Genomic DNA, 26323 nt, shown 5'->3' with positions numbered 1-26323 from the left:
ATGTTTGAATGGTTAGAAACCTTTTTCCGCTCTGTGGGTGGATTCATTATTTTGATGGGGCTTTTGGTCACCATTCATGAATTTGGTCATTTTTATGTGGCGCGTAAACTGGGTTTTGCTGTTTCAAAGTTCAGCATTGGCTTTGGGAAAAACATTTGGTCCCGTAAAGGTAAAGATGGCATTGAATATGCCATTGGCCTCATTCCGCTTGGGGGTTATGTCGCATTTGTGGATGATGAAGGGCACACAGAGTCCTTCAGTGAAGGGATGAAGTTTAAAGAAGCACCCATTTGGAAACGTGCTTTTGTGGTGGCCGCAGGGCCATTGGCCAACATTGTATTGGCCATTGCGCTGCTTTGGGGTTTATTCATGTATGGCGTGCCCGCGTATAAACCGTATGTTGAAGTGACGGCAGAGCAGCCCTTTGCACAAGCGGGGCTTGAAAGTGGCGATCTGATTCGCACCATCGATGGCGAACAAGTGGACAGCTTTACGGACATGATGCAAAAGCTCATTGAATATTTAGACGATGGCAAAGCAGAGATTGTCTATGAACGCAATGGCAAAGTACGTTATACCACGCTCGACATTGGTGAGTCGTTAAAATTAGATGCCAAAACAGATTTATACAAAGAGCTTGGCGTGAATCTATATTTCCCGGCCTTAAAACCGATTGTCTCGGATGTGGTTGCCGGCAGTGCAGCTGCAACGGCTGGTTTAAGCAAAGGCGATAACATTGTTGAAATTGCAGGACAAAAAACGCCTGAATGGCAAGATGTGTTAACGGTGGTTGCCGGTTTAAAAGCAGGACAAGCGGTGGATGTGATCATTGAGCGACATGGACAAACAGAGACCAAAACTTTGATGCCACAAGCTGATGCCGATGGTCGCGTGCGTTTAGGTGTGATGATTGATGCCTCTGTGTATAAAAATTTAGTGACCAAAGATCGCTTAGGCCCGATTGATGCTTTGAGTGCTGCTGTGCATAAAACAGTGAGCGATGGTTTGATGGTGTTTAAATTCTTAGGCCGCATGATCACCGGAGATTTTCACATCAATACAATGGCAGGGCCGGTGAGCATTGCCAATATTGCCGGTCAAGCACTGGCTTCAGGGCTTGTTTACTTTGTGCAGCTTGCGGCGCTCTTTAGCATTAACATTGGGCTGCTGAACTTATTGCCCATTCCAGTGCTAGATGGTGGGCGCTTGGTGGGCCTTGGCATTGAAAAAATCATGGGCAAACATCAATTCCCTGATAGTATTAAGGTCAAAGTTTTGCAATTAGGTGCACTTGCCATGTTTATTTTTATGGCGGTGGTCATCAGTTATGATGTGGCTAAGTGGTTTTAGCTGTCTATTAAATGAGTGGTAATTACGCCTCAAATTCTGTATATTGTCGCCTAGTTTACCTTCAGATTTTATAGTGTTAGAGAATAATAATGGTCCTCAAGAATTGTCAAAAATCGATACTCGCAACGGCTTTGTTATTAGCAATGCCTCTCGTTTATGCACAAAACTATTCTGTGCGAGATGTTCGCGTTGAAGGTCTGCAAAGACTCAATGCCGGTACAGTCTTTTCACAATTAGGTGGTGATACAGCGACACTTAAAAAAGGTAACATCCAAGATACAATTGGTCGCTTATATGCCACAGAACTCTTTGATGATGTGCGTGTTTATCAACAAAATGGTGTTTTGGTCATTAATGTTGTGGAACGCCCCGTCATTGACCGCGTCACAATCACTGGTAATAAAGATGTGGGTTCTAAGCAGTTTAAAGAGATGCTTAAAATGGCCGGTTTGTCTGAAGGGAAAACCTACAGCGCCTCTAAAATGGCATCGATCAAAAATGATTTGCTCAAAGCTTATGAAGAGCGTGGCAAATACACCACAAAAATTGATGTCAATGTCATTGAATTGCCCCGTAATCGTGTGAATGTTGAATTGGCGGTCTCTGAAGGTAAAACCGCTGAATTGGCAGAAATCTCATTTACTGGCAATGAAAACTACGGTGATGGCAAACTTAAAAAGCAAATGAAGACCAAAGAATCTGGTTTTATGACGCTGTTGACCAAGTCAGATCGTTATAGCCCGCGCATCGTGGGTGAAGATGTGGAATCCATTGAAAAGTTCTATCAAGAACGCGGCTTTATGAAAGCGGAAGTGAATTCGTCACTGGCATCTGTCTCACCGGATCAAGAGCGTCTGTTTGTGGATGTTGATGTGCATGAAGGCAATCGCTATCGCATTACAGATTTTGAAGTGGTGGGCAATACGCATGTGCCGTTAGAAGAATTGACCGCACTTGTAGACATTGATAAAGGCAAATATTACAAAAAATCTAAAGTCGATGCTGCCGTTAAAGCGATTCAAGATCGCCTTGGGGATGATGGTTATGCGCTTGCCCGCGTCAATGCCATTCCGGACATTGATGAAGAGAACAAAACCGTTAAAATGATTTTCTCTGTGGACAATGGTGAGAAAATCTATGTGCGCCGCGTGAACATTGAAGGCAATGAGCGCACACAAGACAATGTGTTCCGTCGTGAGATTCGTCAGATGGAAGGCGGACAATTCATGTCCAGTGACGTTGAGCGCTCTAAAGTGCGTTTACAGCGCTTGCCGTATGTTGAAGATGTGGATGTGGTGACGCGCCAAGTGGATTCAGATCTTGTGGATTTGACCTATAAAGTCAAAGAGCGTAGTGCAGGTAGCATCACGTTTGGTTTAAGCTATGGCATGGAATCTAAATTTGGTTTTAACATCAGCTTTGATCAGCCAAACTTTATGGGAACGGGCAATCAATTGTATGTTTCTGCAGAAACGGATGATGAAACGCAATCCTTTAACATCTCTTACACCAATCCATACTTTACGGACAGCGGTGTAAGTGCAGGTGTTTCAGCACACTATACCAAACAGAAAAATAAAAACGATTACACCGCTGACTATTTGATGGATGGTTATGGTTTAAGCTTTAACTTTGGCTATCCATTGACTGAGTTTACATCCGTGGGTGCAAGTGTGGGGTATGACCGTTTGAACATCAAAACCACTCGTGAAACGCCGATGGAAATCGTTAAAGATTTGACCGGCACTGAGTGTAAAGAGTACGGCAATACAGGGTATTGTGAAGGTTACAATGGCGGCACTTGGAATCGTGTGACGAAGCAGAAAAACTTAATTCGTTTCAGTACCGGTATCTCTCGCGATACGCGTGATCGCACTGTGTTTGCCACAGAAGGTTCACTCAACTCATTGACGCTGTCAGGTACATTACCAGGTTCCACGGATGAATTCTACAAAGTGGCCTTTAAACACAGCAGTTTTTATCCATTGTTTGATGGTGATGATGTGGTGTTGAACTTGCGTGGCGACATTGCCAAAGGTTATGGCTACGGCAAAACTTCCGGCTTACCATTTTATGAGCGTTATTACTCAGGTGGTTTAAGAACAGTGCGTGGTTATCGTTCAGGTACATTAGGCCCGCGTTATGTGAATGATCAAGCTGCTGGTGGTGATTTACAAATGAACGCCACGGCTGAACTCATCATGCGCGTGCCAGGCTTTGCAGAGAGCAACAACTTAAGATGGTCTGTGTTCTTTGATGCCGGTCAAGTGTATGGTTTAGGCGATAACTTACGTGAAAACGTGCACAATAACGACAAATACAAAAGCTTTAAAACATCAAGCTTGCGTTATTCAGCGGGTGTGAGTGTGGCATGGTTCTCTCCGATTGGTCCATTGGTGTTCTCATACGCTAAGCCAATTAAGTCAGAATCTTATGACCGCACACAAAAATTCCAGTTCTCCATTGGTATTCCTTTCTAATGAAACGCTGGATACTTAAAGCCATTTTGCTCATCTCATGCAATTTGGCTTTCAATGCTGCCACAGCGCAATCACTGAAAGTGGGCGTTGTGGACATGCCACGTTTAGTGGAAGAGTATTCGCAAATTAAAGGTGTACAAAAAAGCCTGCAAGATGAATTTGCACAAAAAGATGAAATGCTCAGAAACTTAAGCCTTGAGATGAAAAGTTCACAAGATTCGATTGTGACCTCCGCTTTAGATGATTCAGAGCGCAAAGAGAATGAGCGCAGCTTGCTCAATTTAGAGCGCGAATATGCACGTTTAGCTTCAGAGTTTCGTCAAGATTACAATCTGCGCCGCAATGAAGAGCTGTATAAAATGCATAAAGAGATCACCGACACCATTTTAGAATATGCTGAGGATAATCAGTATGATCTCATCATGGAATCGGGCATGATCTTTTCCGCCGATCGCTTACAAGTGACTGATGCCATCTTAAATAAATTAAGAGAAAAACTAGAGAAATAACATGTTATTGTCAGAAATTTATGCTGATGTGGCACGCCACATCAATGATTTGGAATTGAAAGGTGATCAAAATTGTCAGATCACCGGTTTAGCCACCATCCAAAATGCCAAACAGGGCGAGATCGCTTTTATCAATAACGTGAAATATCGTCAGTTTTTAGAAACGACTGCGGCATCTGTAGTGATTTTAGCACCGGATTTAGCCGAACATTATCAAGGCAATGCCTTGGTGACTAAAAATCCTTATTTAGCGTGGGCATATGTTTCCCATCTATTTGATACACGTAAAACAAATTTAGTGCGCACCATTCATCCAACTGCGGTGATTGATGAGACGGCAACAATCGGCGACAATGTCTACATTGGTGCCAATGTAGTGATTGAGGCCGGCGTAACGATTGGTGATGATTCGATCATCAAAGCAGGCAGCGTGATTGAAGAGAATGTGGTGCTGGGTCAGGGCTGCTTTTTATACCCAAATGTCACCATCTGTTATGGTTGTATTTTAGGGGATCGTGTGACGCTCCATTCAGGCGTTGTGATTGGGGCTGAAGGCTTTGGCTTTGCGCCGGGGCCCACAGGATATGTGAAGATTGCACAAGTGGGTCGCGTCATTTTATCGGATGATGTGGACATTGGTGCAAACAGCTGTATTGATCGCGGTGCAATTGAAGATACCGTGATTGGCAAAGGCACAAAGATCGATAACCATGTGCAATTAGGGCACAATGGCATCGTGGGTGAACACACCGTTATTTCAGGATTTACGGGCATTGCCGGCTCTGCGACGATCGGTAATCGCGTCGTCATTGGTGGTGGTGTGGGTATCAACGGGCACATCAAGTTGCATGACGGTGTCATGGTGACGGGGGATACAATGGTCACTCATTCGTTGATTGAGCCTGGCGTGTATTCATCCGGAATGCCTGTGACAGATAATCGTAGCTGGCGCAAAAATGTGGTTCAGTTACAAAACATTGATAAACTCTATCGCCGTGTGAAGGCTTTAGAGAAGAAAATAGACTTTGAAGAATAAGGAAAGGTGAGACAGTGTCTGATTCTAAAATGATTGACATCAACGAAATTATGAAGTTTTTACCCCATCGCTATCCATTTTTGATGATCGATCGCGTTTTGGATTATGTAGAAGGTGAAACATTGTTAGCGCGCAAAAACGTGACATACAATGAGCCTTACTTTACAGGTCACTTTCCTGTGAAACCGATCATGCCAGGCGTATTGATTTTAGAAGCCATTGCGCAGGCAACGGGCATTTTAGCGTATAAAACGGCAGGACAAGATGCCACGCCAAACTCCATTTACTATTTTGTTGGTATTGATAAGGCGCGTTTTAGAAAACCTGTTGAACCAGGTGATACCATGGAAATTGAAGTGAAATTCTTAAAAGCACGTCGTGGTATTTGGTCATTCTCTGGCGTTGCACGCGTTGATGGCACTGTGGTGTGTGAAGCAGAAGTCATGTGTATGCGTCAGGAGGCATTTTAACTCTGTTAAAGGAGGTATTCATCATGCCAGAAAATTTAATCCATCCTACCGCCATCATTCATGAAACGGCAACCATTGCGGACGATGTGAGCATTGGCCCATTTTGCATCGTGGGTGAAAACAGTCGCATTGGCAGAGGGACAAAACTCATCTCCCATGTGGTCATTGGTGCAAACACCATCATCGGGGAAGACAATACGTTTTATCAATTTGCTTCCATCGGTGAAGTGCCGCAGGATAAAAAGTTCAAAGCGGACGATTTTACAGAGTTGCACATTGGTGATCGCAATACGTTTCGTGAATATGTGTCGATCAATCGCGGTACGGTGCAAGATGCGAGTCTCACCAAAATTGGTGATGACAACTGGATCATGGCAACGTGCCACATTGCCCATGACTGCATCGTCGGTTCGCGCACCATTTTTGCCAATGGTGCATCATTAGCTGGCCACGTCACCATTGAAGATGATGTGATTTTAGGCGGCTATTCTATGGTGTATCAGCGTTGTCGTGTGGGCACCGGCGCCATCACAGGTTTCTCATCCGGGATTCATCGTGATGTGCCACCATTCATTACGGCAGCCGGTTACCGTGCAGAACCTGCGGGCATTAATTCAGAGGGTCTGCGCCGTCACAACTACTCAAGTGATGCCATTTTAGCCACAAAACGCGCGTATAAGATTTTGTATCGTCAAAACTTGATGCTACAAGATGCCATCGATGAGATCAAAGAACTTGCCAAAGAGTTCCCACATTTGCAACAAATGGTGGACTTTTTAGAAGTGCCCACTCAACGTGGCATTGTGCGTTAAATCAAAAGAAGGTTAAACCTGTGAAAGAGATATCATCCTCGCCCACTTTTATGATTGTTGCCGGTGAATTATCGGGTGATATTTTAGGTGCAGGTTTAATCCGAGCATTGAAAGTGGAGTTCCCTCACGCTGAATTTTTTGGTGTGGGCGGCCCATTAATGATTGCAGAAGGCTTAGAGAGCTTAGCGCCGATTGAAACATTATCGGTGATGGGGCTCTTTGAAGTCTTGGTGCATTTGCCAAAGTTGCTGCGTTTAAAAGCACAATTGGTCAAAGCTGCCGAAGATCGCATGCCGATTGCCTTCATTGGCATCGATGCCCCAGATTTTAATTTGAAAGTGGCAGCCTCTGTCAAACAGATAGGCATCACCACCTTTCATTACGTCTCCCCATCGATTTGGGTGTGGCGTGAAAAACGTGTCTTTACCATCAAAAAATCGGTGGATAAGGTTTTGTGTCTCTTTCCATTTGAAGTGGCACTGTATCAAAAACATAAAATGGATGCCGCGTGCGTCGGTCATCGCTTGGCCGATGAAATTCCGTTGCAACCTGATGTAGCCTATGCTCGTCAAACCCTCAATTTGCCTGAACATGGCAAAGTGCTGGCATTATTGCCTGGTAGCCGCGTCAGTGAAGTCTCCCGTTTATTAGACATTTTCATGCAAACGACCGTTTTATTGATGGATGAGCATCCTGAGTTAAAAGTCTTGATTCCGGCTGCAACCGATCATCTTTACGAGGTGATTGACAGCACGGTGGCTAAACTCAGTCCTGAAACACGATCGCACATGGTGGTGTTAAAAGGGGATTCTCGTTTAGCGATGCAAGCTTCTGACGTTGTTTTGCTGGCCTCAGGCACGGCAACCCTTGAAGCATTGCTGCTTAAAAAGCCGATGGTGGTGGCCTATAAGTTTTCATCATTGACAGCCTACATTGCTAAAAAAGTGGTGCGCACGCCATATTTCTCTTTGCCGAACATTTTATCGGGCCAACCTTTGGTGCCAGAAGTTTTCCAAGCCGATGTGACGCCAGAGCGCTTAAAGCCGCTAGTGGAAGAGGCTTTTGAGAAAGCCGATGCCCATGTGCTCGATGCTGAATTTTTAAAAGTGCATGAATCACTGCGTTTAAATGCGGATCGCGCGGCTGCAAAAGCCATCATTGATAAATTGGTCAATTCCATCTAATGAATACACAACTCTCTTTGTTTGCTGAAATCAGTGAAAATGATGATCAACCATTTTTAATTGCCGGTGTTGATGAAGCAGGACGCGGCCCTTTATGCGGCGATGTCTTTGCCGCTGCGGTGATTTTAGATGCGGATCATGGCATTGAAGGTTTGACGGATTCCAAAAAAATCTCTGAAAAAAAACGTTACCTCATCGCCAAAGAGATCAAAGAGAAGGCCAAAGCTTGGTGCATTGCATCGGCTTCAGTGGAGGAGATTGACACGCTCAATATTCTACAGGCCACATTATTGGCCATGCGCCGCGCTGTGGCTGGTTTGAATGTCACGCCAAATTTGGTGCGCGTTGATGGCAATCAAAATCCGAAGTTTCCAGCGTACATTGCTTGTGAAACGGTGATCAAAGGGGATTTGTTGCATGAAGAGATCAGCGCAGCGAGCATATTAGCGAAAACGGCGCGTGACCTTTCCATGATTGCCTTAGATGAAATCCACCCTGAATATGGTTTTAAACAACATAAAGGCTATGGCACAGCGATGCATTTAGCAGCGCTGGCAACACACGGCCCATTGCCAACGCATCGCAGAAGCTTTGCCCCAATACAAAAAGTGCTGGCATGCACAAAAGATAAAAACATAGTAGAATGAAGCAAATTTTATTAAGAGTGAGAGCAGTATGAATACACGAGCAGTGAATTTTTCAGTCGGCTTATTTATGATTCTAGGCGTTGTGGCTTTGGTTTGGCTCGCATTGAGCGCAAGCACAACCGATGGCCGTTTTGGTAAACAGATCTCGGTGTCTGCACATTTTGATAATGTGGGCTCTTTAAAAGTCAAAGCACCTGTGATGATCGGCGGTGTACGCGTTGGTCGCGTGTCTAACATTGCGCTGGATCCGGATGATTTTCGTGCCGTTGTCACCATGAAATTAGATGATCAATTTGAGATCCCTAATGACACTTCCGCCATGATCTACACCGCAGGTTTAGTGGGCGAGCAGTACATTGCATTAGATCCCGGCGGTTCACCCATTCCATTGGAAAATGACAGCCAAATTAAGATGACACAATCAGCCATTGTCATCGAGCGCTTAATTGGTCAGTTCCTCACCTCTATGGGGAATAAAGATTAATCGTGGTGATAGAAACGCTCGGCGTTGTCCTTAAAAAAAGTGCTTATCAAGAAGATCGGGTTTTGCTCGATCTTTTTACTGAGCAGTATGGCAAAATTAAAGTGCTGGCAAGACGAAGTCGCAAAGCTCGTTACAGCGATCAAATTTTTGAGCTTGGCCATTGGCAATTGAAGGCGGGCAAGGTGTTCTACTTTGCCGAGGATTATGACAGCGTACAGCATGCCTTCATTAAGGGGCTCAATGTGTGGTCCGGTTACTATTTAAATGAGTTGTTGATGCGTTTAATGAGCGCACATCATCCCGATGCTGCACTGTTTACCCATTATTGGCGTGCATTGGCTGCCTTAGAACATGCCGATGCTGAGCTGCAAGAGTGGATGCTGCGCGCCTTTGAGAAAGCCTTGTTAGAAACATTGGGTGCAATGCCTGATTTAACGACAGACAGCGATGGCGATGAGATCGAGGCCAATCTCAACTATTATGTGGGCATTGAAGCAGGGCTCAGCAAACATCCTTTTAAAATGTCAACGCCGGTGATGCCAGGGGCGCACATTCTCACTTTACAGATGATCGAGCAAACCCATCAATATGAGCGGCTTGATCGCCCATTTTTACAATATTATAAGCGCATGATGCGCTTTTTATTGCAGCCACTGCTTGGCAACACACCTTTGCAATCTCGACTGTGGCTACAATCCTTACATGCCAAACAACAATCAACCCCATTATCAGACACAAGGAGCTCCTTATGATGGATTTTGCGCGCCGCTTTTTATTAACATTACCGGCTGAAATGGCGCATGACATCGCCATTGCCACATTGCCACTTTTACCCATCGCCACAGAAATGACGCGCGACCCGGTCACCATCATGGGCTTAACGTTTCCCAATCGTTTAGGCTTAGCGGCAGGTTTAGATAAAAATGGGGCGGCATTGTCTGCATGGGCAAAAATGGGCTTTGGTTTTGTGGAAATTGGTACCGTCACACCGCGCCCACAACCGGGTAATCCAAAGCCGCGCATGTTTCGCATTCCAGAAAAACAAGCCATCATCAATCGCATGGGTTTTAATAATAAAGGGATCGATCATTTATTGAAAAACTTAGCAGAATATCGCTTAAATCATGGGGCAAATGGTCCATTGATCGGCGTGAACATTGGTAAAAATGCAGTCACGCCCATTGAGCGCGCCACCGATGATTATCTGATTTGTTTACAAAAAGCTTATGCGCTTGCCGATTACATCACCATCAATATTTCATCCCCGAACACTAAAAATTTACGTTCTCTTCAAGGTAAAGATCATCTGATGCAACTGCTCTCAACCCTTAAAGCAGAGCAGGGCAGATTGTTCAGTGAAACGAAAAAATATACGCCGCTTGTGGTCAAATTAGCGCCCGATATGAGTGAAGAAGAATTGCTTGAATCCATTGAAGTGATTAAAGAAGTGGCATTAGATGGCGTGATTGCCACCAACACAACGTTAAGCCGTGAAGCGGTTGAAGGTTGCATCAATGCCAATGAAGCGGGTGGTTTAAGCGGTGGGCCATTGACGGAGAAAGCCACAGAAGTTGTGAAAATTCTCACAACGCATCTGTCTGAATCGATTCCGGTGATTGCTGCAGGTGGCATCATGACGGGCGAAGATGCCCTTGATAAAATCAAATCGGGCGCAAAATTGGTGCAAATTTACTCAGGCTTTATTTATGGTGGTACGGGCTTGGTGGCGGATATTCAACAAAAATTGAGTGATTATCAGTCATAATTTGACTTTATGACGCCCGCCACTTGAGTACTCTAAATTTTCATGCTATCTATTGAAGGAACCCAAAAGGTTTCCCCCATTGCGTTTACTGTGCGTAAACAGTGTCTTTATCCAAGACGATCTTACAAAATATATTGATGAAAATTTAGAGAGTATTATGACGGTTCGAAAAATCACAGCCATTGGGTTTATGTTGTTCGCCATTTTCTTTGGCGCTGGTAACTTGATCTTCCCACCAAATGCAGGTTGGCTCAGTGGTGGCAACTTTTTTCCTGCAATTATCGGTTTTGTCATTACAGGCGTGGGTTTACCGCTGCTTGGCATCATCGCTGGTTCCTTTTCTGAAGAAGGTTTCATCACAGAAACAAAACGCATTGGCGTGATTTTCTCTGTGGTTTTCATGGTGGCCATTTATCTGACCATCGGTCCATTTTTTGCCATCCCAAGAACGGCAACGGTTTCTTATGAAATGGCGCTTGTGCCTTTTATCCGTAACGAAGGCGGTATGTTGCACGGCTTATTCTTAAGCATTGCTGAAGGTTTAAAATCCATGTTCTATGCAGCCGATGCATCGGTTGTGGCAGCAGATTTAGTGGGCAAAGTGGGCCTGTTTTTCTACTCTGTTTTCTTCTTCATTGTGGTGTTTTGGTTGAGCTTTAACCCAACAAAGATCGTAGATCGCGTGGGTCAAATCTTAACGCCAGCGTTATTGATCACTATGCTTGTGTTGATTGTATTGGCAATTTTCCAACTTAATACACCGATTGAAGCTGTAGATCCTTCATATCAAGCCGCACCGTTTGCCAAAGGCTTTGTGGAAGGGTACCAAACGATGGATACCATCGCAGCGGTGGCATTTTCCATCATTGTGTTAAAAGCAGTGCGTGCATATGGCATCACCAATCAAAAAGATTTGTTTAAATACTCATCATATGCCGCGGTGATTGCTGGTCTGGCATTGGGCTTAATCTATATTGCATTAGGCTGGGTGGGTAACCATTTCCCGATTGATGAAGCGCAATTTGCGTTACAACAACAAGATCGTGGGACATACATCTTAACGCAAGTATCGCGCATGACTTTAGGTTTACCAGGTCAATTCTTATTGGGCATCATCGTCGGTTTGGCATGTTTGACCACAGCCATTGGTTTAATCGTTTCCATCAGCAGCTATTTCCATAGCTTAATGCCAAGATTGTCTTATAAGCAATATGCGATCATCTTCACGTTGATCAGCTTTGGATTGGCGAATCAAGGGCTCAGCAGCATCATCAAAGGGGCAATTCCTGTTCTATTGATCGTTTATCCTTTGACCATCACATTGATTGTGTTGATCTTTATTGATAAATTATTGGTGCCATTAGATAAAGTTGAACTACGCATCACAACGTATGTGGTGTTGTTCATCAGCGTTTCTTCTGTATTCTTCCCAACAGCAGGCTTTGTGCAAATGTTGCCATTGCATGACATCTCGATGGGATGGGTTGTGCCTGGCGTGATTGCATTCTTAATTGCGGTGCACATCAATAACAATATTTTGTTAAAGCGTGCCGTGCGCAATCAAAATAGAGAGCATAAAATTGCAGAAATTGTTGAATAATTGATTGGATTATCAAAAAAGCTCAGATTACTCTGAGCTTTTTTTATGGCACATTTAAAGATGTTGCTGCTGGCGTTTAGGCGCGGCCGTTTTGTGTTGATGTTTGCTGAGTCGCTCTGCAAAGTCAGCAGGTTTATCCCCTAAATATTTTGGCCAACCTTGTAAGCCAATGCGCATAAAATCTTCACTCATTGCGGCTTGTACAGTAATGATGGGCACTTTTTTAACCTGTACCAAATAATTGAAGACTTCACCAAAGAGCTTATCTAAAGGAATGCTGTGCGTGCGTTTAAAGCATTTGACCAAGTAATCAGACATTTGCCATAAGGTTTCAAATGCCGCATCATCAAACAATAGAGGCAACGTGTGGTTAAATCGCCCGGAGTTGGCCACGAGATCCCAAAATTTCGCGGCATTTTTCATCTGATTCATGGTGTTAAAGTCCATGTCCTTATTGGCAAATACGCTGTAAGGCGCTTCAGGGCTGTAACGATAATCAAATGAATCTGTGTGGCGCGTAATGGGCGTGCCTTTTAAGCGCTTTAAGATGCCAAGTTGAATCTCTTGTGGCTCCCATGACCAAAGCTCATTAAAGCCTTTGGCAAATTGCTCTAAATCCTCAGCAGGCAAACCTGCAATCAAATCCACATGTAAATGCACCGATGTGTGTTTAGAGAGCCAAGAGATGTTCTCTTTGGCTTTGACTAAATTGGTGCGCCGCGAGATGAGTTGCTGCGTTTCTGTGTTTAAGGTTTGAATGCCAATTTCAAACTGTAAACTCCCTTCAGGGAATTTTAAAATGAGCGCTTTGATCTCATCGGGTAAAAAGTCTGGCACCAATTCAAAGTGTAAAAAGAGCGCATCTTCTGGATGTTTTGCCAATTTATCCAAAAAGAAATTTAAAATTCGCACTGTGAATTCACGTTTCAGGTTAAAGGTGCGATCGATGAATTTAAATTGGCGTAATCCACGTTGATACAAGCGATCCATTGCCGCGAGAAAATTCTCAAGTGGGAATGTCCACGCTGTTTTATCAAGGCTGGATAAACAAAACTCACACTTAAACGGGCAACCGCGAGAAGCTTCCACATAAATGGTGCGATGGGCAATGTCAAAGTCCGTATAGTAATCGTAAGGGAGCTTAATTTCTTCGAGCTTCGGCTGTTTGCCTTTGATGACTTTATCACTTGGTGCTTGACCGCTGAGAATGTCGCGGCACAACTCATACGCGCTGATGTCGCCCCAACCGGTGATCAGATAATCTGCAGCTTTAAAAATCGCCGTCTCTTCATATTCATGGGAGACTTCAGGCCCGCCAATGACAATGATGAGCTCCGGCATCAATGCTTTGAGTTCGCGCACCAATTTGGTGGTTTCATTGATGTTCCAGATATAGACGCCCAAAAGAATGATTTTCGGTGCTTTATCATATACAGTGGCTAAAATCTCTTCGGTGTCTTGCTGAATGGTGAATTCACAAATCTCAGCGCGCGCTCGTAAATCATCGTCTAAATTGGCCAATAAATAACGAGTGGCCAACGAAGCATGGGAGAATCGCGCATTGAGTGTACTGATTAAAATGTCCATATTAAAGGGCTAAGGTATCCTGCATTGAGTAAAGGCCATGGGGCTTTTGGTGTAACCAGCGAGCGGCATACACGGCGCCATCGGCAAAAAGGGAGCGATCTTTGGCTTTATGAGTGATTTCAATTTGTTCTTTGAGTGTGGCAAAAATCACGGTGTGATCCCCAACCACAGAGCCGCCGCGAAGTGTGGCAAAACCAATTTCACCTGCACCGCGTTCACGGTTCATATCATGGCGATCATACACTGCAACTTTATCAAAATCTTCATTCATGGCGTTGGCCACCACTTTACCCATTTGTAGCGCGGTGCCACTTGGGGCATCTTTTTTAAAGCGGTGATGCATCTCTAACACTTCGATGTCTGCTTGTTTGCCCAAGACTTTTGCCGCTTGCTCAAGAAGCGCATACACCAAATTGACGCCAAGGCTCATGTTTGGCGCTTGTAAAATGGCGGTCTCTTTGGCATAGATTGCCAATTGTGCCAAATCATCGTTGCTTAAACCAGTGGTGCCGATCACCACTGGAATGTGGGCGTTGGCAATCGGTTGAATGTTGATCATGGTGGCTTCAGGTAGCGTGAAATCTATGTAGACATCCACATCTTTTGTAGTGCTTGCCACATCATCCGTGATGCGCACATTTAAGGGTTCACTGTGCAGCAATGATCCTGCATCTTGTCCAATGTTTGGGCTGCCATGATGGGTAATCGCCGCGCCTAAGGTTAAGTCGTGCGCCTCTGTCACCAATTGTAAGATGTTCAACCCCATGCGTCCTTCAACGCCAATAATGCCAATTCTAATCATATTTTTATCCTATTAACGAAACGTTTTCATTATAGCCATAAAGGCAATAAAAGTAATGGGAGAGCAGCGAATTGCGAAGATAAATTGCGCCATCATTCATAAAAATCATCGGGCCGATTAAAAATAGTGATGAAAGTGTTTGACAAATGATTCTTAAATGATAATAATTCTCATACGTTAATCAACATTTTTTGATAATGGTTATGAATAAGCAAACTTTTCACACAACAGCAATGATGAATCTACTTTTGATTGCCGGGGTGGGTGCACTGCACACAGCCGCACTTGCCACGATGTTATCGCCCAAAAGTCTTGCGGTGCAAGCAAGTGTTGCGGGCACGATTGATCTTGAGATGGTGACATTTGGCGACCATATGGAGAGCATTGCTGAAGTTGAAGAGGTGATCGAAGAAACATTACAACATCCGCATGATGAAGAGATGGTTCAGATGATGGCGGTAAACACAGCAGTAAAAGCCGCGGATGTTGTAGTGCCCATTGAGGCACCAGTGGTGAAGGCAAAGCCTAAACCCACACCAAAGCCAAAAGCGGTTGAGCGCGTTGTCAAAACAGCGAGCAAACCGACTCAGGCACAAGTGACGCGCACACAAGGCGGTCGCCCGCTCGTTGCAGCGAGTCGCATTGAATTTTTGAAAAATCCTGAGCCAAAGCGCCCACGTGCTGCCCATCGTCAGGGCTTGCGTGGCAATAGCGTTGTCATCATTGAGCTCAATGCACAAGGCGTGCCCACAAAAGTGGTACTTGAGCGATCCTCCGGGCACAAAATGCTTGATGATGCGGCATTGACTGCGGCAAATGGCGTAAAAATTCGCCCGTATCGAGAAAATGGTCAAGCGATCGCCATCCGACATCGTATAGACTATGCTTTTTAAGTCAAATGGATAAAGGAATTGTATGGAAGTCGGAGCATTAGGATTCGCCCATTTCATTGGGCAGGCAGATGTCGTGAGTCAAACCTTGTTGGGCATTTTAATTGTAATGTCATTGGTCTCTTGGAGCATCATTGTCATCAAAGCCTTCAATGGCATGATTCGTCGCCATAAAGTTGCGGCATTTTTTAAACAGTTCAATACAGCAACGAGCATGAAGGATTTATCCCGTACGGCAAAGCATTTGTCTGGTTTAGATTATGCACAATTGACCGAAAAGGGCATTGAAGCGGTAGGATTTTATCATGACGATCAAGCGATGGTACTTGCTAAATCCACAACATTGACAGATTTCATCACCATTACGCTGCGCGCTGAGTTAGATGAGATTCAAATGCAAAAGGAAAATGGTTTATCCGCATTGGCCACGATTGCAGCAACGGCGCCCTTTGTGGGGCTTTTTGGAACGGTTTGGGGGATTTATCATGCCCTCATCACCATCGGCGCAACCGGTGCCGGTACGATTGACAAAGTGGCGGGACCTGTGGGGGAAGCGCTGATCATGACTGGCATCGGTTTGGCGGTCGCCATTCCTGCTGTGATGGCATACAACTGGCTCACCCGTCGCAATCGTGTGGCATTGGGTCGATTGGATACTTTTGCGTTTAAACTCATCAAATTATTAAGCGGACACGCGAAGGAGGCATGATGGCCATTGGTCGAATCAGACACGAAAGCACAGAAAATGCTGAAATCAATATGGTGCCGCTCATTGATGTGATGTTGGTGTTATTGGTGATTTTCATCATCACAGCACCGATGGTGACGCAATCGGTGGATATCTCTTTGCCAAAGGCATCGAACATTGAAGCACCTGTGCCACCACAAAAACCACAAACCATTGAAATCACCAAAACGGGCGAGATTTTACTCAATCAAAAACCGGTGACTTTAGAGACTTTACATGCGGCGCTTGAAGCGATTAAAGCAAAAGATGCCGACATTGAACCCATCATTGCCTTAAACATTGATGAAAGTGTGCCGTATGACACAGTGGCAAAAACATTAATTGAAATTAAACGAGCGAATCTCTCAAAAATTGGTTTTATGACAACCATTGATGCGCCTTGATGCGTTTAATTTCAATCACGAGCTCCCTGCACTTTGAAGATTCCTCGGAATCTTCTTTTTTTTTGCTGTTCAATTGCGGTAAATCTGATATTGTTTTAGGCGGCGAAAAGCCAAAGAGATGTGGAATTTTAATTATAAAGGAAAAGAGTCAATGAACGCATATCGTTTAACTATGTCATGCCCAGATGGAGTCGGGATTGTTGCTGGAATCAGTGGATTTATTGCAGAACACGGTGGGTGGATTGCCGAGGCAAATCATCACTCAGATTTTGGCAGCGGCTACTTTTTTATGCGTCATGTGATTCAAGCCGATTCATTGTCATGCAGTTTAGATGAATTTAAAGAGCGTTTTGCACCAATGGCCGAGAAATTTTCCATGAAATGGAAGATCTCCGAGACGGCGGTTAAAAAACGTGTGGTATTGATGGCGAGTAAAGATTCACATTGCTTAGTGGATCTTTTATCGCGCTGGCAAACCGGTGAGCTTGATTGTGACATCGTGGCGGTGATCTCTAATCACGATGATTTACGCAGTTTAGTGGAGTGGTACAATGTGCCTTATCATCATGTGCCTGTGAACCCATTGAATAAAAGTGAAAGTTTTACGAAAGTGGAGAATTTGATGGATGAGCTCAGAGCCGACACGATTGTGCTCGCGCGCTATATGCAGATCATTCCGCCAGATTTATGTGAGCGTTATCAGCATAAAATCATCAACATTCATCACAGCTTTTTGCCCTCGTTTGTGGGCGCGCGCCCGTATCATCAGGCAGCGCAACGTGGCGTGAAGTTAATTGGGGCAACGTGCCATTATGTGACGCAGGACTTAGATGCAGGTCCCATCATTGATCAAGATGTGACGCGCATCACGCATGCAGACAATGTGCAAGACATGATTCGCCTTGGGCGCGACATCGAGAAAATTGTGTTAGCGCGCGGTTTGCGTTATCACATTGAAGATCGTGTGCTTGTTCATGGCAATCATACGGTGGTTTTTTAACCATTGCTTGAATCAAAAAAAACCTCGGCATGCCGAGGTTTTTTTAATGCTCACATTAAGCTTGTGGCGGCGATTCCTCTTTGTCAGGTTTCGCTTCTTTATTGTCAGGCACATAATTGTGTTCTAACTGAAAGTTGTGAATGAATTGAAGATGATTGGTGTACTGATCGACAATGTCATTGCTTAAACTCTCTTTACTGTAACCCATGATGTCATAGCCTTGGGCACCATTGTCTAAATGGACTTCTGCACGGAAATATTTTTGATAATCCGGATCCACATCAGAGGCCTCAATGGAGGAAAAGTTTGGTTTTAAATAGTGACGCGCTTTAATGCGATACATAAAGTTGTCATTTTTACCGTGTTCCACTTCAAAGAGAATGTCATCATCGCCTTTACGAGTGATGGTGGTTTTGATGCCTTGTTTAGAGAGCTCAGCGGCAATCTCTTCAAAGGCCGGCTCCACAGTTTCATTGATAAAGCGAATCACATGATCGCGGCGTGGATAGAGCACAAGCCCACGCAAACGTTTTTGCCAACCACCAGAAACAAAGCTTGATTGGAAGTTGTTGATGGAGTTGGTGCGAATTTCGCGTTTACCATAATCGATGCGCAGCGCCTTAAAGAGCCCATAAAGCGAGAAGAGCAAAATCAAACTGAAGGGGAAAGCGGAGGCAATTGTTGCCGTTTGTAATGCTTCTAAACCATTGGCACTCATTAAAATGATGGCGATGATACCCGTGATCGATCCCCAATACACACGCTGCCAAAGGGGCGTTTGTGTTTTGTTTGAGGAGAGCATGTCCATCACGATGGCACCTGAGTCCGCACTGGTGATGAAGAAGATGAACACCATCACGATACTAAGGCCAGATAATAATGATGCCCATGGGAAGGATTCTAAGAAGACAAAAAGAGCCAATGATTTATCGGTATTGATGGCATCGACAATTTCGATCATGCCATCGTTGCGGATCATGTCGATGGCTGAGTTACCAAACACCGTCATCCAAAGGAGGGTAAAGCCCGCTGGCACCAATAAAACCCCGAGTAAAAATGAGCGAATGGTGCGCCCGCGTGAAATGCGCGCGATGAACATACCCACAAATGGTGACCAAGATAACCACCAACCCCAATAGAGGATTGTCCAGCCGCCGATCCAATCTTTCGGATCTTTCGGTTCATAGGCATACAGATTAAAGGTTTTATTGACCAAATCAGATAAATAGCTGCCGGTGTTTTGGATGTATGCCTGGAAAAGATCCACGGTGCGGCCACCTAAAAAGAGCACCAATAGCATTAAGGCAAGGGCCATATAAAGGTTGGTTTCAGAGAGGATTTTGATCCCTTTGTCCAAACCTAAGCTCACCGATAACGTCGCGCCGGCTGTGGCCACTACGATGATTAAGATTTTAATGCCACCAATGGACAATAAGCTTTCAGGATTGTTGCCATATTCAGAGAGCTTGTAATTGAGTAAATAATCCAATCCTGCATAAATTTGTTCCACACCAAAACCTAAGGATGTTGCCACACCAAAGGCTGTCCCAAGGACGGCAAAGATGTCGATGGCATCGCCAATGCGGCCATAAATGCGCTCGCCAATCAGTGGATAAAGGGCCGAGCGAAGGGCAAGGGGGAGTTTATGACGAAAGCAGAAATACGCCAAAATCAAGCCCACAATGGCATAAATGGCCCAAGCGTGTAAGCCCCAATGGAAGAAGGTTAAGCGTAAGGCTTCGGTGGCTGCAGCGACGGTTTCAGGATCGCCAACGGGCGGCGCAATGTAATGCATGACAGGTTCTGCGACGCCAAAGAACATTAAACCGATGCCCATGCCGGTGGAAAAGAGCATGGCAAACCAACTAAAGTTGGTGTAATTCGGGCGTGCATGATCCGGCCCTAAGCGGATGTCGCCATAGCGACTTAAAATGATGAAAATGGCAGCGCCTAAAATGATGGCCACTGACAAAATGTAATACCATTTGAGGTTATCGACAATCCATGTTTGAATGGAGTTAAAGAGCTGCTCAGTGTTGGGCACTAAAATTGTGACTGCGAGCAAGAGTAAAATGAGAAGATTCGCGCCTACAAAAACGGGGATGTTTAAGCTTTTGAAAAACTTATGTTGAGTCCATGAAGGTTCTGGCATAAATGATCCTTGTTTGTTTAGGTTGAAAAAGAGATACGTGACAAGGGACGTATGGGGAGATTATTAGATTGATAAACAATGATAAAACGAGCAAAAAACGTTGAAATCATTTATCATGCTTGCCTGATTTTAGGGTTATGGGTCTCCTTGCAAAAACGTGAGTATAACATAAACACCTTTTATGCCACAAAAGCTGATTTTTGAAACGGTGGCTTATTTTAACGATATCAACGGATTTTACTGGATTATGTCTAAATTCATGCGAAAAATAACAACTCTGCTGATGCTGGTTTTTAGCATCGCTCATGGGCAAGGGCAATTGACTATCAATGCCCTTGAAAAAATGCAAGGACCCTTTAGTTTTAAAGCACAAAATTTGATTGCACAATTGATGTCAATGCAGCAAGCGCAAATCGATGCGGGTGAACTCACAGCGTTTCAATCCCGCTGCATTACCAGCAATATGGTGGTGATGTTTGGTGATGCCAATGCAGAACGCTTTATCCATATTGCGAAAAAAGCTTATGAGCACGGCATGGAAACATTGTCGATGGATGACATCAATTTTATGCAGACGATCAACACGAAATACATGCCCGCTTTGACACTTGTCAGCGCGGAATGTAGCGAAACAGATTCACAGAATCAAGAAGAGGACCATGAGTAATTTAATTCAACGCTTTCATGCGACAACATTTTTAACAAGCGCCAATCAGCTCAATCAATTGCCAGAAAACGATGGTAGAGAAGTGGCCTTTGCAGGGCGCTCTAACGCCGGTAAATCGAGCGCTTTAAACGCATTGACTTCCCAAAATACATTGGCGCGCACCAGTAAAACGCCCGGGCGCACACAGCTGATTAACTATTTTGAAGTGGATGACAAAAGCTACTTGGTGGATTTGCCGGGCTATGGCTATGCAAAAGTGCCTGAGCGCATTCGTTTGCATTGGCGATCTGTCTTACAGGGCTATTTTGAAACCCGTAAAAATTTGGTGGGTTTGGTGATGTTGATGGATGTGCGTCATCCTTTAACGCCGCTTGATGTACAGATGCTGCAATGGTGCGAGGCGCAGAATTTACCCACCCATATTTTATTGACCAAAGCCGATAAATTAAAACGTGGCCCTGCAAAAACGGCGCTTTTTCAAGTGCAAGCAGCCTTAAAAGAATTCAAAATGCCTGTGACGGTGCAACTCTTTTCTGCAACTGATCACACCATTGGCTTACAAGATGCGTTAAAAGTTCTCAATGAGTGGTTACCCCGTGACTAAGATTCGCGCGTTAATTGCAGACATTGGCGCCACGCATGCGCGTGTTGCTTGGGTGGATCAAGCCCTGATGTATCATGATGTGGTGATCCATCGCTCCGCAGATTTTAATGCCCCTGATGAAGTGATCAATGCTTATTGCCAAGCCCATGGCTTTGAGCGACCGGCATTGATTCTGTTGGCCATTGCTGCACCTGTTGAGTTAGATGAGGTGAAATTTGTCAATAATCATTGGCAATTTAAGTTAAGTGATGTCAAAGCCCATTTAGCGCCTTCAACGGTTCATTTTTACAATGATGTAGAGATGCTTGGGGCAGCCTTACCCCATTTGCCTGAATCTGCATTGGTAAAAGTGGGCGGCGGTGAATTATCGCCGTATGCGCCAAAGCTTGCCATGAGTTTAGGCTCTGGCATTGGCACAAGTTTAGTGGTTCATCATCACAATTGGTTGGCTATTCCATCAGAAGGTGGGCACTCTGCCATGATGATGGAAGATCAAGAGATTGTAAATTTTTGGCAAATGTTAAGATGTAGTGGAAAAGATGAGATCATTGTGGAAGATTTCATTGCCGGTCGAAGAGGCATCCCACAGCTCATTGACTACATGACAAAACTTTTAAATGTAAAGCACAAAGATTCATCACCGATGGCGCTGGTTTCTGGATTAATTGATAAAAAAGATGCATTTGCTGTGCAACTTTTTAGTCGATATTGTGCTATGATTGGCGGTGTAGCGAAAAACTACACTTTAATTACGGGAGCTAAGTCCGTTTATCTTGCTGGTGGCATCATCCCACGGTTTTTAGAATTTTTTGTACAGTCCGACTTTCGCAGTGCCTTTGAGCACAGTGCGTCGGTTTTTCCGTTGTTGCAAAAAATTCCAACCTTTGTGGTGACCGATCCTTACCCTGCATTAACTGGACTGGTTCAAACCATTGCCTTTATGGAGGATGAATAGAGTGATCTCACACATCAGAAGCCATCGTGACAAACTAAGAAAATCAGAAAAACTCGTCGCCGATTGGATCATGAATCACCCGAACGACGCGGCCTCTTTCTCAATTGGTATGTTGGCAAAAACGGTGGGCGTTTCAGAACCCACAGTGATCCGCTTTTGTCGCGCCATTGGTTTTGACGGTTATCATGTGTTTAAACAAGAGTTGGCAGAATCTTTAAATGCTGGCGTACCATTCATACACAGCAATGTTTCTGAGTCTGACAACACCAAAGACATCGTCAATAAAGTGATTACGCAAGCCTCCGCGGCATTGCTTCGCACCAAAGAGTCTTTATCTGTGAAGGCAGTTGAGCAAGCGGTGAAAATTTTACTGCGCTCATCGAATGTATTGTGCATTGGGCATGGCGCATCAAACGTTGTGGCGCTCGACATTCAACAAAAATTGTTGCGCGTGGGCATTAATGTGTCAGTGTTCAGTGATCATCACGTTCATTCACTTGCCGCATCTTTGATGGGTAAAAAAGAAGTGTTGATTGCAGTTTCCCACACAGGACGCAGCCAAGATATTTTGGATTCTGTCTCATTTGCCAAAGCCAATGGTGCTTCAGTGATCTCGTTTACCACCAAAGATTCACCGTTGGCAGAAGCCTCTGACGTGGTGCTCGAATCCGGTGCCACCGAAGACACCACAGAATACATTCCGATGATCTCGCGCTTAGCGGATTTGGCCATTGTCGATGTCTTATTGGTGACATTGGCGCTTAAACGTGGCAACTCTTTCATTGATGAAATGAGCCGCTCAAAAGCGATCATTGAATCTAAACGCGTTCGCAATAGTCAGCAACAAAACAATGGATAAAGAGAACATCGCGCTGGTCATCTCTTATGATGGCACGCAATTTAGGGGTTGGCAGGCGCAAAAAAAGCCACCGGTTCGCACAGTTGAATCGGTGCTTGTGCCAGCGATTGAAAAGGTTGCCAATCATTCCATTGAGTTGATGTGTGCAGGGCGCACAGATGCTGGCGTGCATGCGCGCAATCAAGTGGTGAATTTCATTACAACGGCAAAGCGCAGTGATTATTCATGGATTCGTGGCATCAATACAAATCTTCCTGATGATTGCGCCATTACTGAAGTGCGCCGCATGCCGATGGATTTTCATGCCCGTTACAGTGCAAAAGGGCGCTATTATCAATATGTGATTGCCAATTTGCCATATCGTTCGGTGATGGATCGCTTTTACACAACCCACATCAACTATCCATTAGATGTTGATGCAATGCAGCAAGCGGCCAATGATCTGATTGGAGAGCATGATTTTAATGCATATCGCTCCAGTGAATGCCAAGCGCCCACTTCCATTCGGGAGATTTTTGACATTCGTTTGCGTCAACAAGGTTCGTATATTTACATTGATGTCCATGGCAATGCCTTTTTGCATCATATGGTGCGCAACATTGTGGGCGTTCTGTTAAAAGTGGGCAGTGGCAAAGCGCCTGTGACATATGCAAAATCTGTGCTTGAGAGTTTAGATCGTAAACAAGGTGGCATCACAGCGCCGGCTTCAGGGCTCTTTTTAGATCACATCGATTATTGATTCATATTAAGGTTAAATGGAATAAGTTTGACCTTATTTGGCTTAAATACTCAGAAAGTACTATACTTTGATCATCCATCAATAAGAATAGAAAGGACGATCTATGAATCAAAGCCTAACATTTAAAACGCCCGCACAAGGACAATTGGTGATGGCTGTGTACATCACCATCATTACTGTATTTGTGATTTTCATTGCGCGCGCATCGGAAGTGAATATTTCTTGGCTCATTTTTGTGGTGCTTGGCGTCTTTGCTTATGTGACATCTATGGCGCGGGTTTCCCTTGTGGGGGATGCCTTGGTGGTCAAATCACCTTTGGGTAAAGGGCGCGTGTATCCCTTAAGTTCAGGCGCCTTTGAGATGCAAAAAGTGACAGGATTAAAAGCGCACATCTCTTACTTTAAAAAAGAAGCGGACAGCATTACTTATACGCCAACGGGTTCTGATCGCAGCGTATTGGTGATGAATGGCTTGTATCACCCGGAAGATGTCAAAGCGATGTTTGCGGCGATTGAAGCACGACAAAAAAACCTCAAGTCGTAACTTGAGGTTTGAGATTAACGTTCGATGATCGCGCCACCTAGGCAGACATCGCCATGATAAAAGACGATCGATTGTCCCGGCGTCACTGCGCGCTGGGGGTCATCAAATGCCACAAATAATCGTCCATCGTCTAAAAATTCAATGCGGCAGGCTTCATCCTTTTGACGATAACGGATTTTCGCGGTGAGATTCTCATTGATGGCATTTAAATCTAAATTCGTGTTGATCCAATGAACATCACGCGCAGTTAAGCTCTCTTTATACAACGCCGGATGCTCACCTTGCGCCACAATCAAAGTATTGTCTTCAAGATTCTTTTCCACCACAAACCAAGGTTCGCCAGTTGAGTTTTTCACGCCGCCAATGTGTAAACCTTTACGTTGGCCGATGGTGTAAAAGGATAAACCTTGATGCTCGCCAATTACTTCGCCATCCACGGTGATCATTTTGCCAGGTTTTGAGGCAATGTATTGACCAATAAATTCGTTAAAATCGCGCTCACCAATAAAGCAGATGCCAGTGGAATCTTTTTTATCATATGTGATGAGTTTATGTTTCAACGCCAATTCACGCACCACAGGTTTTTCAAGCTCACCGACAGGGAAGAGGGCATTTTTGATCTGCGCTTGGCTCAACAAATGCAAAAAGTAGCTTTGATCTTTATTGTTGTCTAACCCTTTTAAGAGATAGGTTTGTCCATCGGCTCTGTGCGTTCTTGCATAATGGCCGGTGGCGATATAATCTGCGCCCATCTCATTGGCATAATCTAAAAAGGCTTTAAACTTAATCTCTTTATTGCACAAAACATCAGGATTCGGCGTTAAACCCAATTTTAATGTCTCTAAAAAATAGGCAAATACGCGCTCTTTGTAGTTTTTCACAAAGTTCACTTTATGCAGTGGAATGCCAAGGGTATCGCACACCGCTTGGGCATCTTTGACATCGTCTTCTGCAGAGCAATAACCGGTTTCAAAGTTATCTTCCCAGTTTTTCATGAAAACGCCATGCACGTCCGCGCCTTGCTCTTTTAATAACAGCGCTGCCACAGAAGAGTCGACGCCGCCTGACATGCCCACAATGACACGTTTACCTTTAATATCTTCTTGAATCATGATAATTACTCAGTTGCTCCATCTTCGCTACCTTCGCCAGAAGTGCCGCGAATTCTTTCATACGGAACATAAGTTGGCTTATTGTTTTTGCCAGTCCCATATTCCACTAAACATTGTCCATTGATCCAATCATATTTGGTGACTTTATTCATTGAATGGCCATTGTAAGCACAACGAATGTTATTGGTTAACGGCTTGATGCACACCAAAATGATCAACGCAAACACAAGGGCTTCTAATGCAAAGAAGATGCGCTTTTTGTGCCAAATGAAAAAGAAAACAGGAATCTCTTTGCGCTTGGCATATAGGATAAAGCCCGCCAAAACAACCGCTAACCCAATGAATTGGAATGAGAGAAAGAAGATCAAAAGATAACTCCTATAAATATGAATGAATAATTATCGCCAATTTTACCATTATTTGATTTAAAATGAGAAAATAACTCGTCAGAAGTTAATATAGGAGAATATGGTATGTTAAGCACAGAACAAATGAACGCACACACGCGTAACACATTGGTGGGGCACTTAGGCATTGATTTTACCGTCAGTGAAGATGGTTATGTGGAAGCCACGATGCCTGTCGATGAGCGCACCATTCAATCATACGGTTATTTGCACGGTGGCGCGACGATCGCATTGGCCGAAACCGTTGCAGGCGTTGGCACATTTAGCATTGCATTGCCAGATAAGAGTTGTGTGGGCATGCAGATCAGCGCAAGCCACATTTCATCGGCGCGCACCGGTGAAACCGTTGTGGCAAAAGGGCAGATTGTCCACCGTGGTAAAAGTACGCATGTGTGGGATGTGAATGTTTATGCCGTTGAAGACAACCGACTCATTTCCACCATTCGCGTGACCAATGCCATTGTGAAAAATCGCAATCCTGCAATTTTTGCAGAGTAATCATCAGGATAAAAAAGAGGCTTAAAGCCTCTTTTTTTT

28 protein-coding genes are annotated in these 26323 nt (G+C 44.4%); 23 read left to right on the top strand and 5 right to left on the bottom strand.

Translation table 11 applies throughout. The features are described 5' to 3' along the window. From rseP to brnQ, 12 genes are all read left to right on the top strand, one after another. On the top strand, positions 1–1350 hold the full coding sequence (rseP, locus tag B9T20_RS01765) for an RIP metalloprotease RseP (protein WP_094489539.1): 1350 nt from the start codon (positions 1–3) through the stop codon (positions 1348–1350). An 89-nt stretch (positions 1351–1439) separates the two neighbouring features. Then, positions 1440–3830, top strand: a complete 2391-nt coding sequence (gene bamA, locus B9T20_RS01760) for an outer membrane protein assembly factor BamA (RefSeq protein WP_094489538.1) — start codon at positions 1440–1442, stop codon at positions 3828–3830. Beyond that, entirely contained in the window at positions 3830–4339 is a 510-nt protein-coding gene (locus B9T20_RS01755) for an OmpH family outer membrane protein (RefSeq protein ID WP_233491492.1), read from the top strand. The genes bamA and B9T20_RS01755 overlap by 1 nt, the downstream gene beginning before the upstream one ends. Position 4340: 1 nt before the next feature. Then, positions 4341–5375, top strand: coding sequence for a UDP-3-O-(3-hydroxymyristoyl)glucosamine N-acyltransferase (gene lpxD, locus B9T20_RS01750; RefSeq protein WP_094489537.1), 1035 nt, complete (start codon positions 4341–4343; stop codon positions 5373–5375). Between the two features lie 29 nt (positions 5376–5404). Then, positions 5405–5845, top strand: coding sequence for a 3-hydroxyacyl-ACP dehydratase FabZ (fabZ, locus tag B9T20_RS01745; RefSeq protein WP_018122254.1), 441 nt, complete (start codon positions 5405–5407; stop codon positions 5843–5845). 23 nt (positions 5846–5868) lie between these two features. After that, on the top strand, positions 5869–6657 hold the full coding sequence (gene lpxA / locus B9T20_RS01740; RefSeq protein ID WP_094489536.1) for an acyl-ACP--UDP-N-acetylglucosamine O-acyltransferase: 789 nt from the start codon (positions 5869–5871) through the stop codon (positions 6655–6657). A gap of 20 nt (positions 6658–6677) precedes the next feature. Continuing rightward, positions 6678–7841 carry a lipid-A-disaccharide synthase gene (lpxB, locus tag B9T20_RS01735; RefSeq protein WP_233491490.1) on the top strand — a complete coding sequence of 388 codons (1164 nt, stop codon included), beginning with the start codon at positions 6678–6680 and terminating at the stop codon, positions 7839–7841. Then, entirely contained in the window at positions 7841–8488 is a 648-nt protein-coding gene (rnhB, locus tag B9T20_RS01730; RefSeq protein WP_094489534.1) for a ribonuclease HII, read from the top strand. The genes lpxB and rnhB overlap by 1 nt, the downstream gene beginning before the upstream one ends. A gap of 28 nt (positions 8489–8516) precedes the next feature. Further along, positions 8517–8972, top strand: coding sequence for an outer membrane lipid asymmetry maintenance protein MlaD (gene mlaD / locus B9T20_RS01725; protein WP_094489533.1), 456 nt, complete (start codon positions 8517–8519; stop codon positions 8970–8972). A gap of 5 nt (positions 8973–8977) precedes the next feature. Then, positions 8978–9724 carry a DNA repair protein RecO gene (recO, locus tag B9T20_RS01720; RefSeq protein ID WP_233491487.1) on the top strand — a complete coding sequence of 249 codons (747 nt, stop codon included), beginning with the start codon at positions 8978–8980 and terminating at the stop codon, positions 9722–9724. Next, a complete protein-coding gene (locus B9T20_RS01715; RefSeq protein ID WP_094489531.1) occupies positions 9721–10737 on the top strand; it encodes a quinone-dependent dihydroorotate dehydrogenase in 1017 nt (338 codons plus the stop codon). The genes recO and B9T20_RS01715 overlap by 4 nt, the downstream gene beginning before the upstream one ends. Positions 10738–10894: 157 nt before the next feature. Beyond that, on the top strand, positions 10895–12337 hold the full coding sequence (gene brnQ, locus B9T20_RS01710; protein ID WP_094489530.1) for a branched-chain amino acid transport system II carrier protein: 1443 nt from the start codon (positions 10895–10897) through the stop codon (positions 12335–12337). A gap of 54 nt (positions 12338–12391) precedes the next feature. Here the strand turns inward: brnQ and B9T20_RS01705 are convergent, their stop codons facing one another. Then, positions 12392–13924 carry a B12-binding domain-containing radical SAM protein gene (locus B9T20_RS01705; RefSeq protein ID WP_094489529.1) on the bottom strand — a complete coding sequence of 511 codons (1533 nt, stop codon included), beginning with the start codon at positions 13922–13924 and terminating at the stop codon, positions 12392–12394. Between the two features lies 1 nt (position 13925). After that, on the bottom strand, positions 13926–14726 hold the full coding sequence (gene dapB, locus B9T20_RS01700; protein ID WP_094489528.1) for a 4-hydroxy-tetrahydrodipicolinate reductase: 801 nt from the start codon (positions 14724–14726) through the stop codon (positions 13926–13928). 203 nt (positions 14727–14929) lie between these two features. On the opposite strand from dapB, the gene B9T20_RS01695 reads away from it, so the two are divergent. The 4 genes from B9T20_RS01695 (at position 14930) to purU (ending at position 17747) form a co-directional block, all read left to right on the top strand. After that, positions 14930–15619 (top strand): energy transducer TonB, encoded by a 690-nt coding sequence (locus tag B9T20_RS01695; RefSeq protein ID WP_094489527.1) that lies wholly within the window; start codon positions 14930–14932, stop codon positions 15617–15619. 22 nt (positions 15620–15641) lie between these two features. Then, a complete protein-coding gene (locus B9T20_RS01690) occupies positions 15642–16325 on the top strand; it encodes a MotA/TolQ/ExbB proton channel family protein (RefSeq protein WP_094489526.1) in 684 nt (227 codons plus the stop codon). Next, complete coding sequence (locus B9T20_RS01685) at positions 16325–16747, top strand: biopolymer transporter ExbD (protein ID WP_094489525.1); 423 nt, start codon at positions 16325–16327, stop codon at positions 16745–16747. Before B9T20_RS01690 ends, B9T20_RS01685 begins: the two co-directional genes overlap by 1 nt. Before the next feature lie 151 nt (positions 16748–16898). Further along, on the top strand, positions 16899–17747 hold the full coding sequence (gene purU / locus B9T20_RS01680) for a formyltetrahydrofolate deformylase (RefSeq protein WP_094489524.1): 849 nt from the start codon (positions 16899–16901) through the stop codon (positions 17745–17747). A gap of 55 nt (positions 17748–17802) precedes the next feature. Here the strand turns inward: purU and B9T20_RS01675 are convergent, their stop codons facing one another. Continuing rightward, complete coding sequence (locus B9T20_RS01675; RefSeq protein ID WP_094489523.1) at positions 17803–19899, bottom strand: BCCT family transporter; 2097 nt, start codon at positions 19897–19899, stop codon at positions 17803–17805. Positions 19900–20080: 181 nt separating this feature from the next. Here B9T20_RS01675 and B9T20_RS01670 point away from each other — a divergent pair, with 181 nt between their 5' ends. From B9T20_RS01670 to B9T20_RS01645, 6 genes are all read left to right on the top strand, one after another. Continuing rightward, positions 20081–20566, top strand: a complete 486-nt coding sequence (locus tag B9T20_RS01670) for a hypothetical protein (protein WP_233491484.1) — start codon at positions 20081–20083, stop codon at positions 20564–20566. Beyond that, positions 20559–21170: a ribosome biogenesis GTP-binding protein YihA/YsxC gene (gene yihA, locus B9T20_RS01665; protein ID WP_094489521.1), complete on the top strand. Its 612-nt coding sequence runs from the start codon at positions 20559–20561 to the stop codon at positions 21168–21170. The genes B9T20_RS01670 and yihA overlap by 8 nt, the downstream gene beginning before the upstream one ends. Continuing rightward, positions 21163–22125, top strand: a complete 963-nt coding sequence (locus B9T20_RS01660; protein ID WP_094489520.1) for a glucokinase — start codon at positions 21163–21165, stop codon at positions 22123–22125. Before yihA ends, B9T20_RS01660 begins: the two co-directional genes overlap by 8 nt. Next, positions 22118–22984 carry a MurR/RpiR family transcriptional regulator gene (locus tag B9T20_RS01655; RefSeq protein ID WP_018122237.1) on the top strand — a complete coding sequence of 289 codons (867 nt, stop codon included), beginning with the start codon at positions 22118–22120 and terminating at the stop codon, positions 22982–22984. Before B9T20_RS01660 ends, B9T20_RS01655 begins: the two co-directional genes overlap by 8 nt. Continuing rightward, a complete protein-coding gene (truA, locus tag B9T20_RS01650; RefSeq protein ID WP_094489519.1) occupies positions 22977–23723 on the top strand; it encodes a tRNA pseudouridine(38-40) synthase TruA in 747 nt (248 codons plus the stop codon). The genes B9T20_RS01655 and truA overlap by 8 nt, the downstream gene beginning before the upstream one ends. Positions 23724–23826: 103 nt before the next feature. Next, the gene (locus B9T20_RS01645; RefSeq protein WP_094489518.1) at positions 23827–24267 is read left to right on the top strand and encodes a hypothetical protein; all 441 of its coding nucleotides are present in this window, start codon (positions 23827–23829) and stop codon (positions 24265–24267) included. A gap of 14 nt (positions 24268–24281) precedes the next feature. Here B9T20_RS01645 and mnmA read toward each other — a convergent pair whose 3' ends face one another. Both mnmA and B9T20_RS01635 read right to left on the bottom strand, forming a co-directional pair. Further along, entirely contained in the window at positions 24282–25379 is a 1098-nt protein-coding gene (gene mnmA, locus B9T20_RS01640) for a tRNA 2-thiouridine(34) synthase MnmA (RefSeq protein WP_094489517.1), read from the bottom strand. A gap of 5 nt (positions 25380–25384) precedes the next feature. Then, positions 25385–25747: a hypothetical protein gene (locus B9T20_RS01635; RefSeq protein WP_008314464.1), complete on the bottom strand. Its 363-nt coding sequence runs from the start codon at positions 25745–25747 to the stop codon at positions 25385–25387. 105 nt (positions 25748–25852) lie between these two features. Between B9T20_RS01635 and B9T20_RS01630 the strand changes: the two genes are divergently transcribed. After that, positions 25853–26284 carry a PaaI family thioesterase gene (locus tag B9T20_RS01630; protein WP_094489516.1) on the top strand — a complete coding sequence of 144 codons (432 nt, stop codon included), beginning with the start codon at positions 25853–25855 and terminating at the stop codon, positions 26282–26284. Positions 26285–26323: the final 39 nt, after the last annotated feature.

Origin of the sequence: Wohlfahrtiimonas sp. G9077, assembly GCF_002252155.1 — a bacterium.
GTDB lineage: Bacteria > Pseudomonadota > Gammaproteobacteria > Cardiobacteriales > Wohlfahrtiimonadaceae > Wohlfahrtiimonas.
Note: the sequence above shows the minus strand (reverse complement) of the source record. Positions and strands in the feature narration are given on the sequence as shown.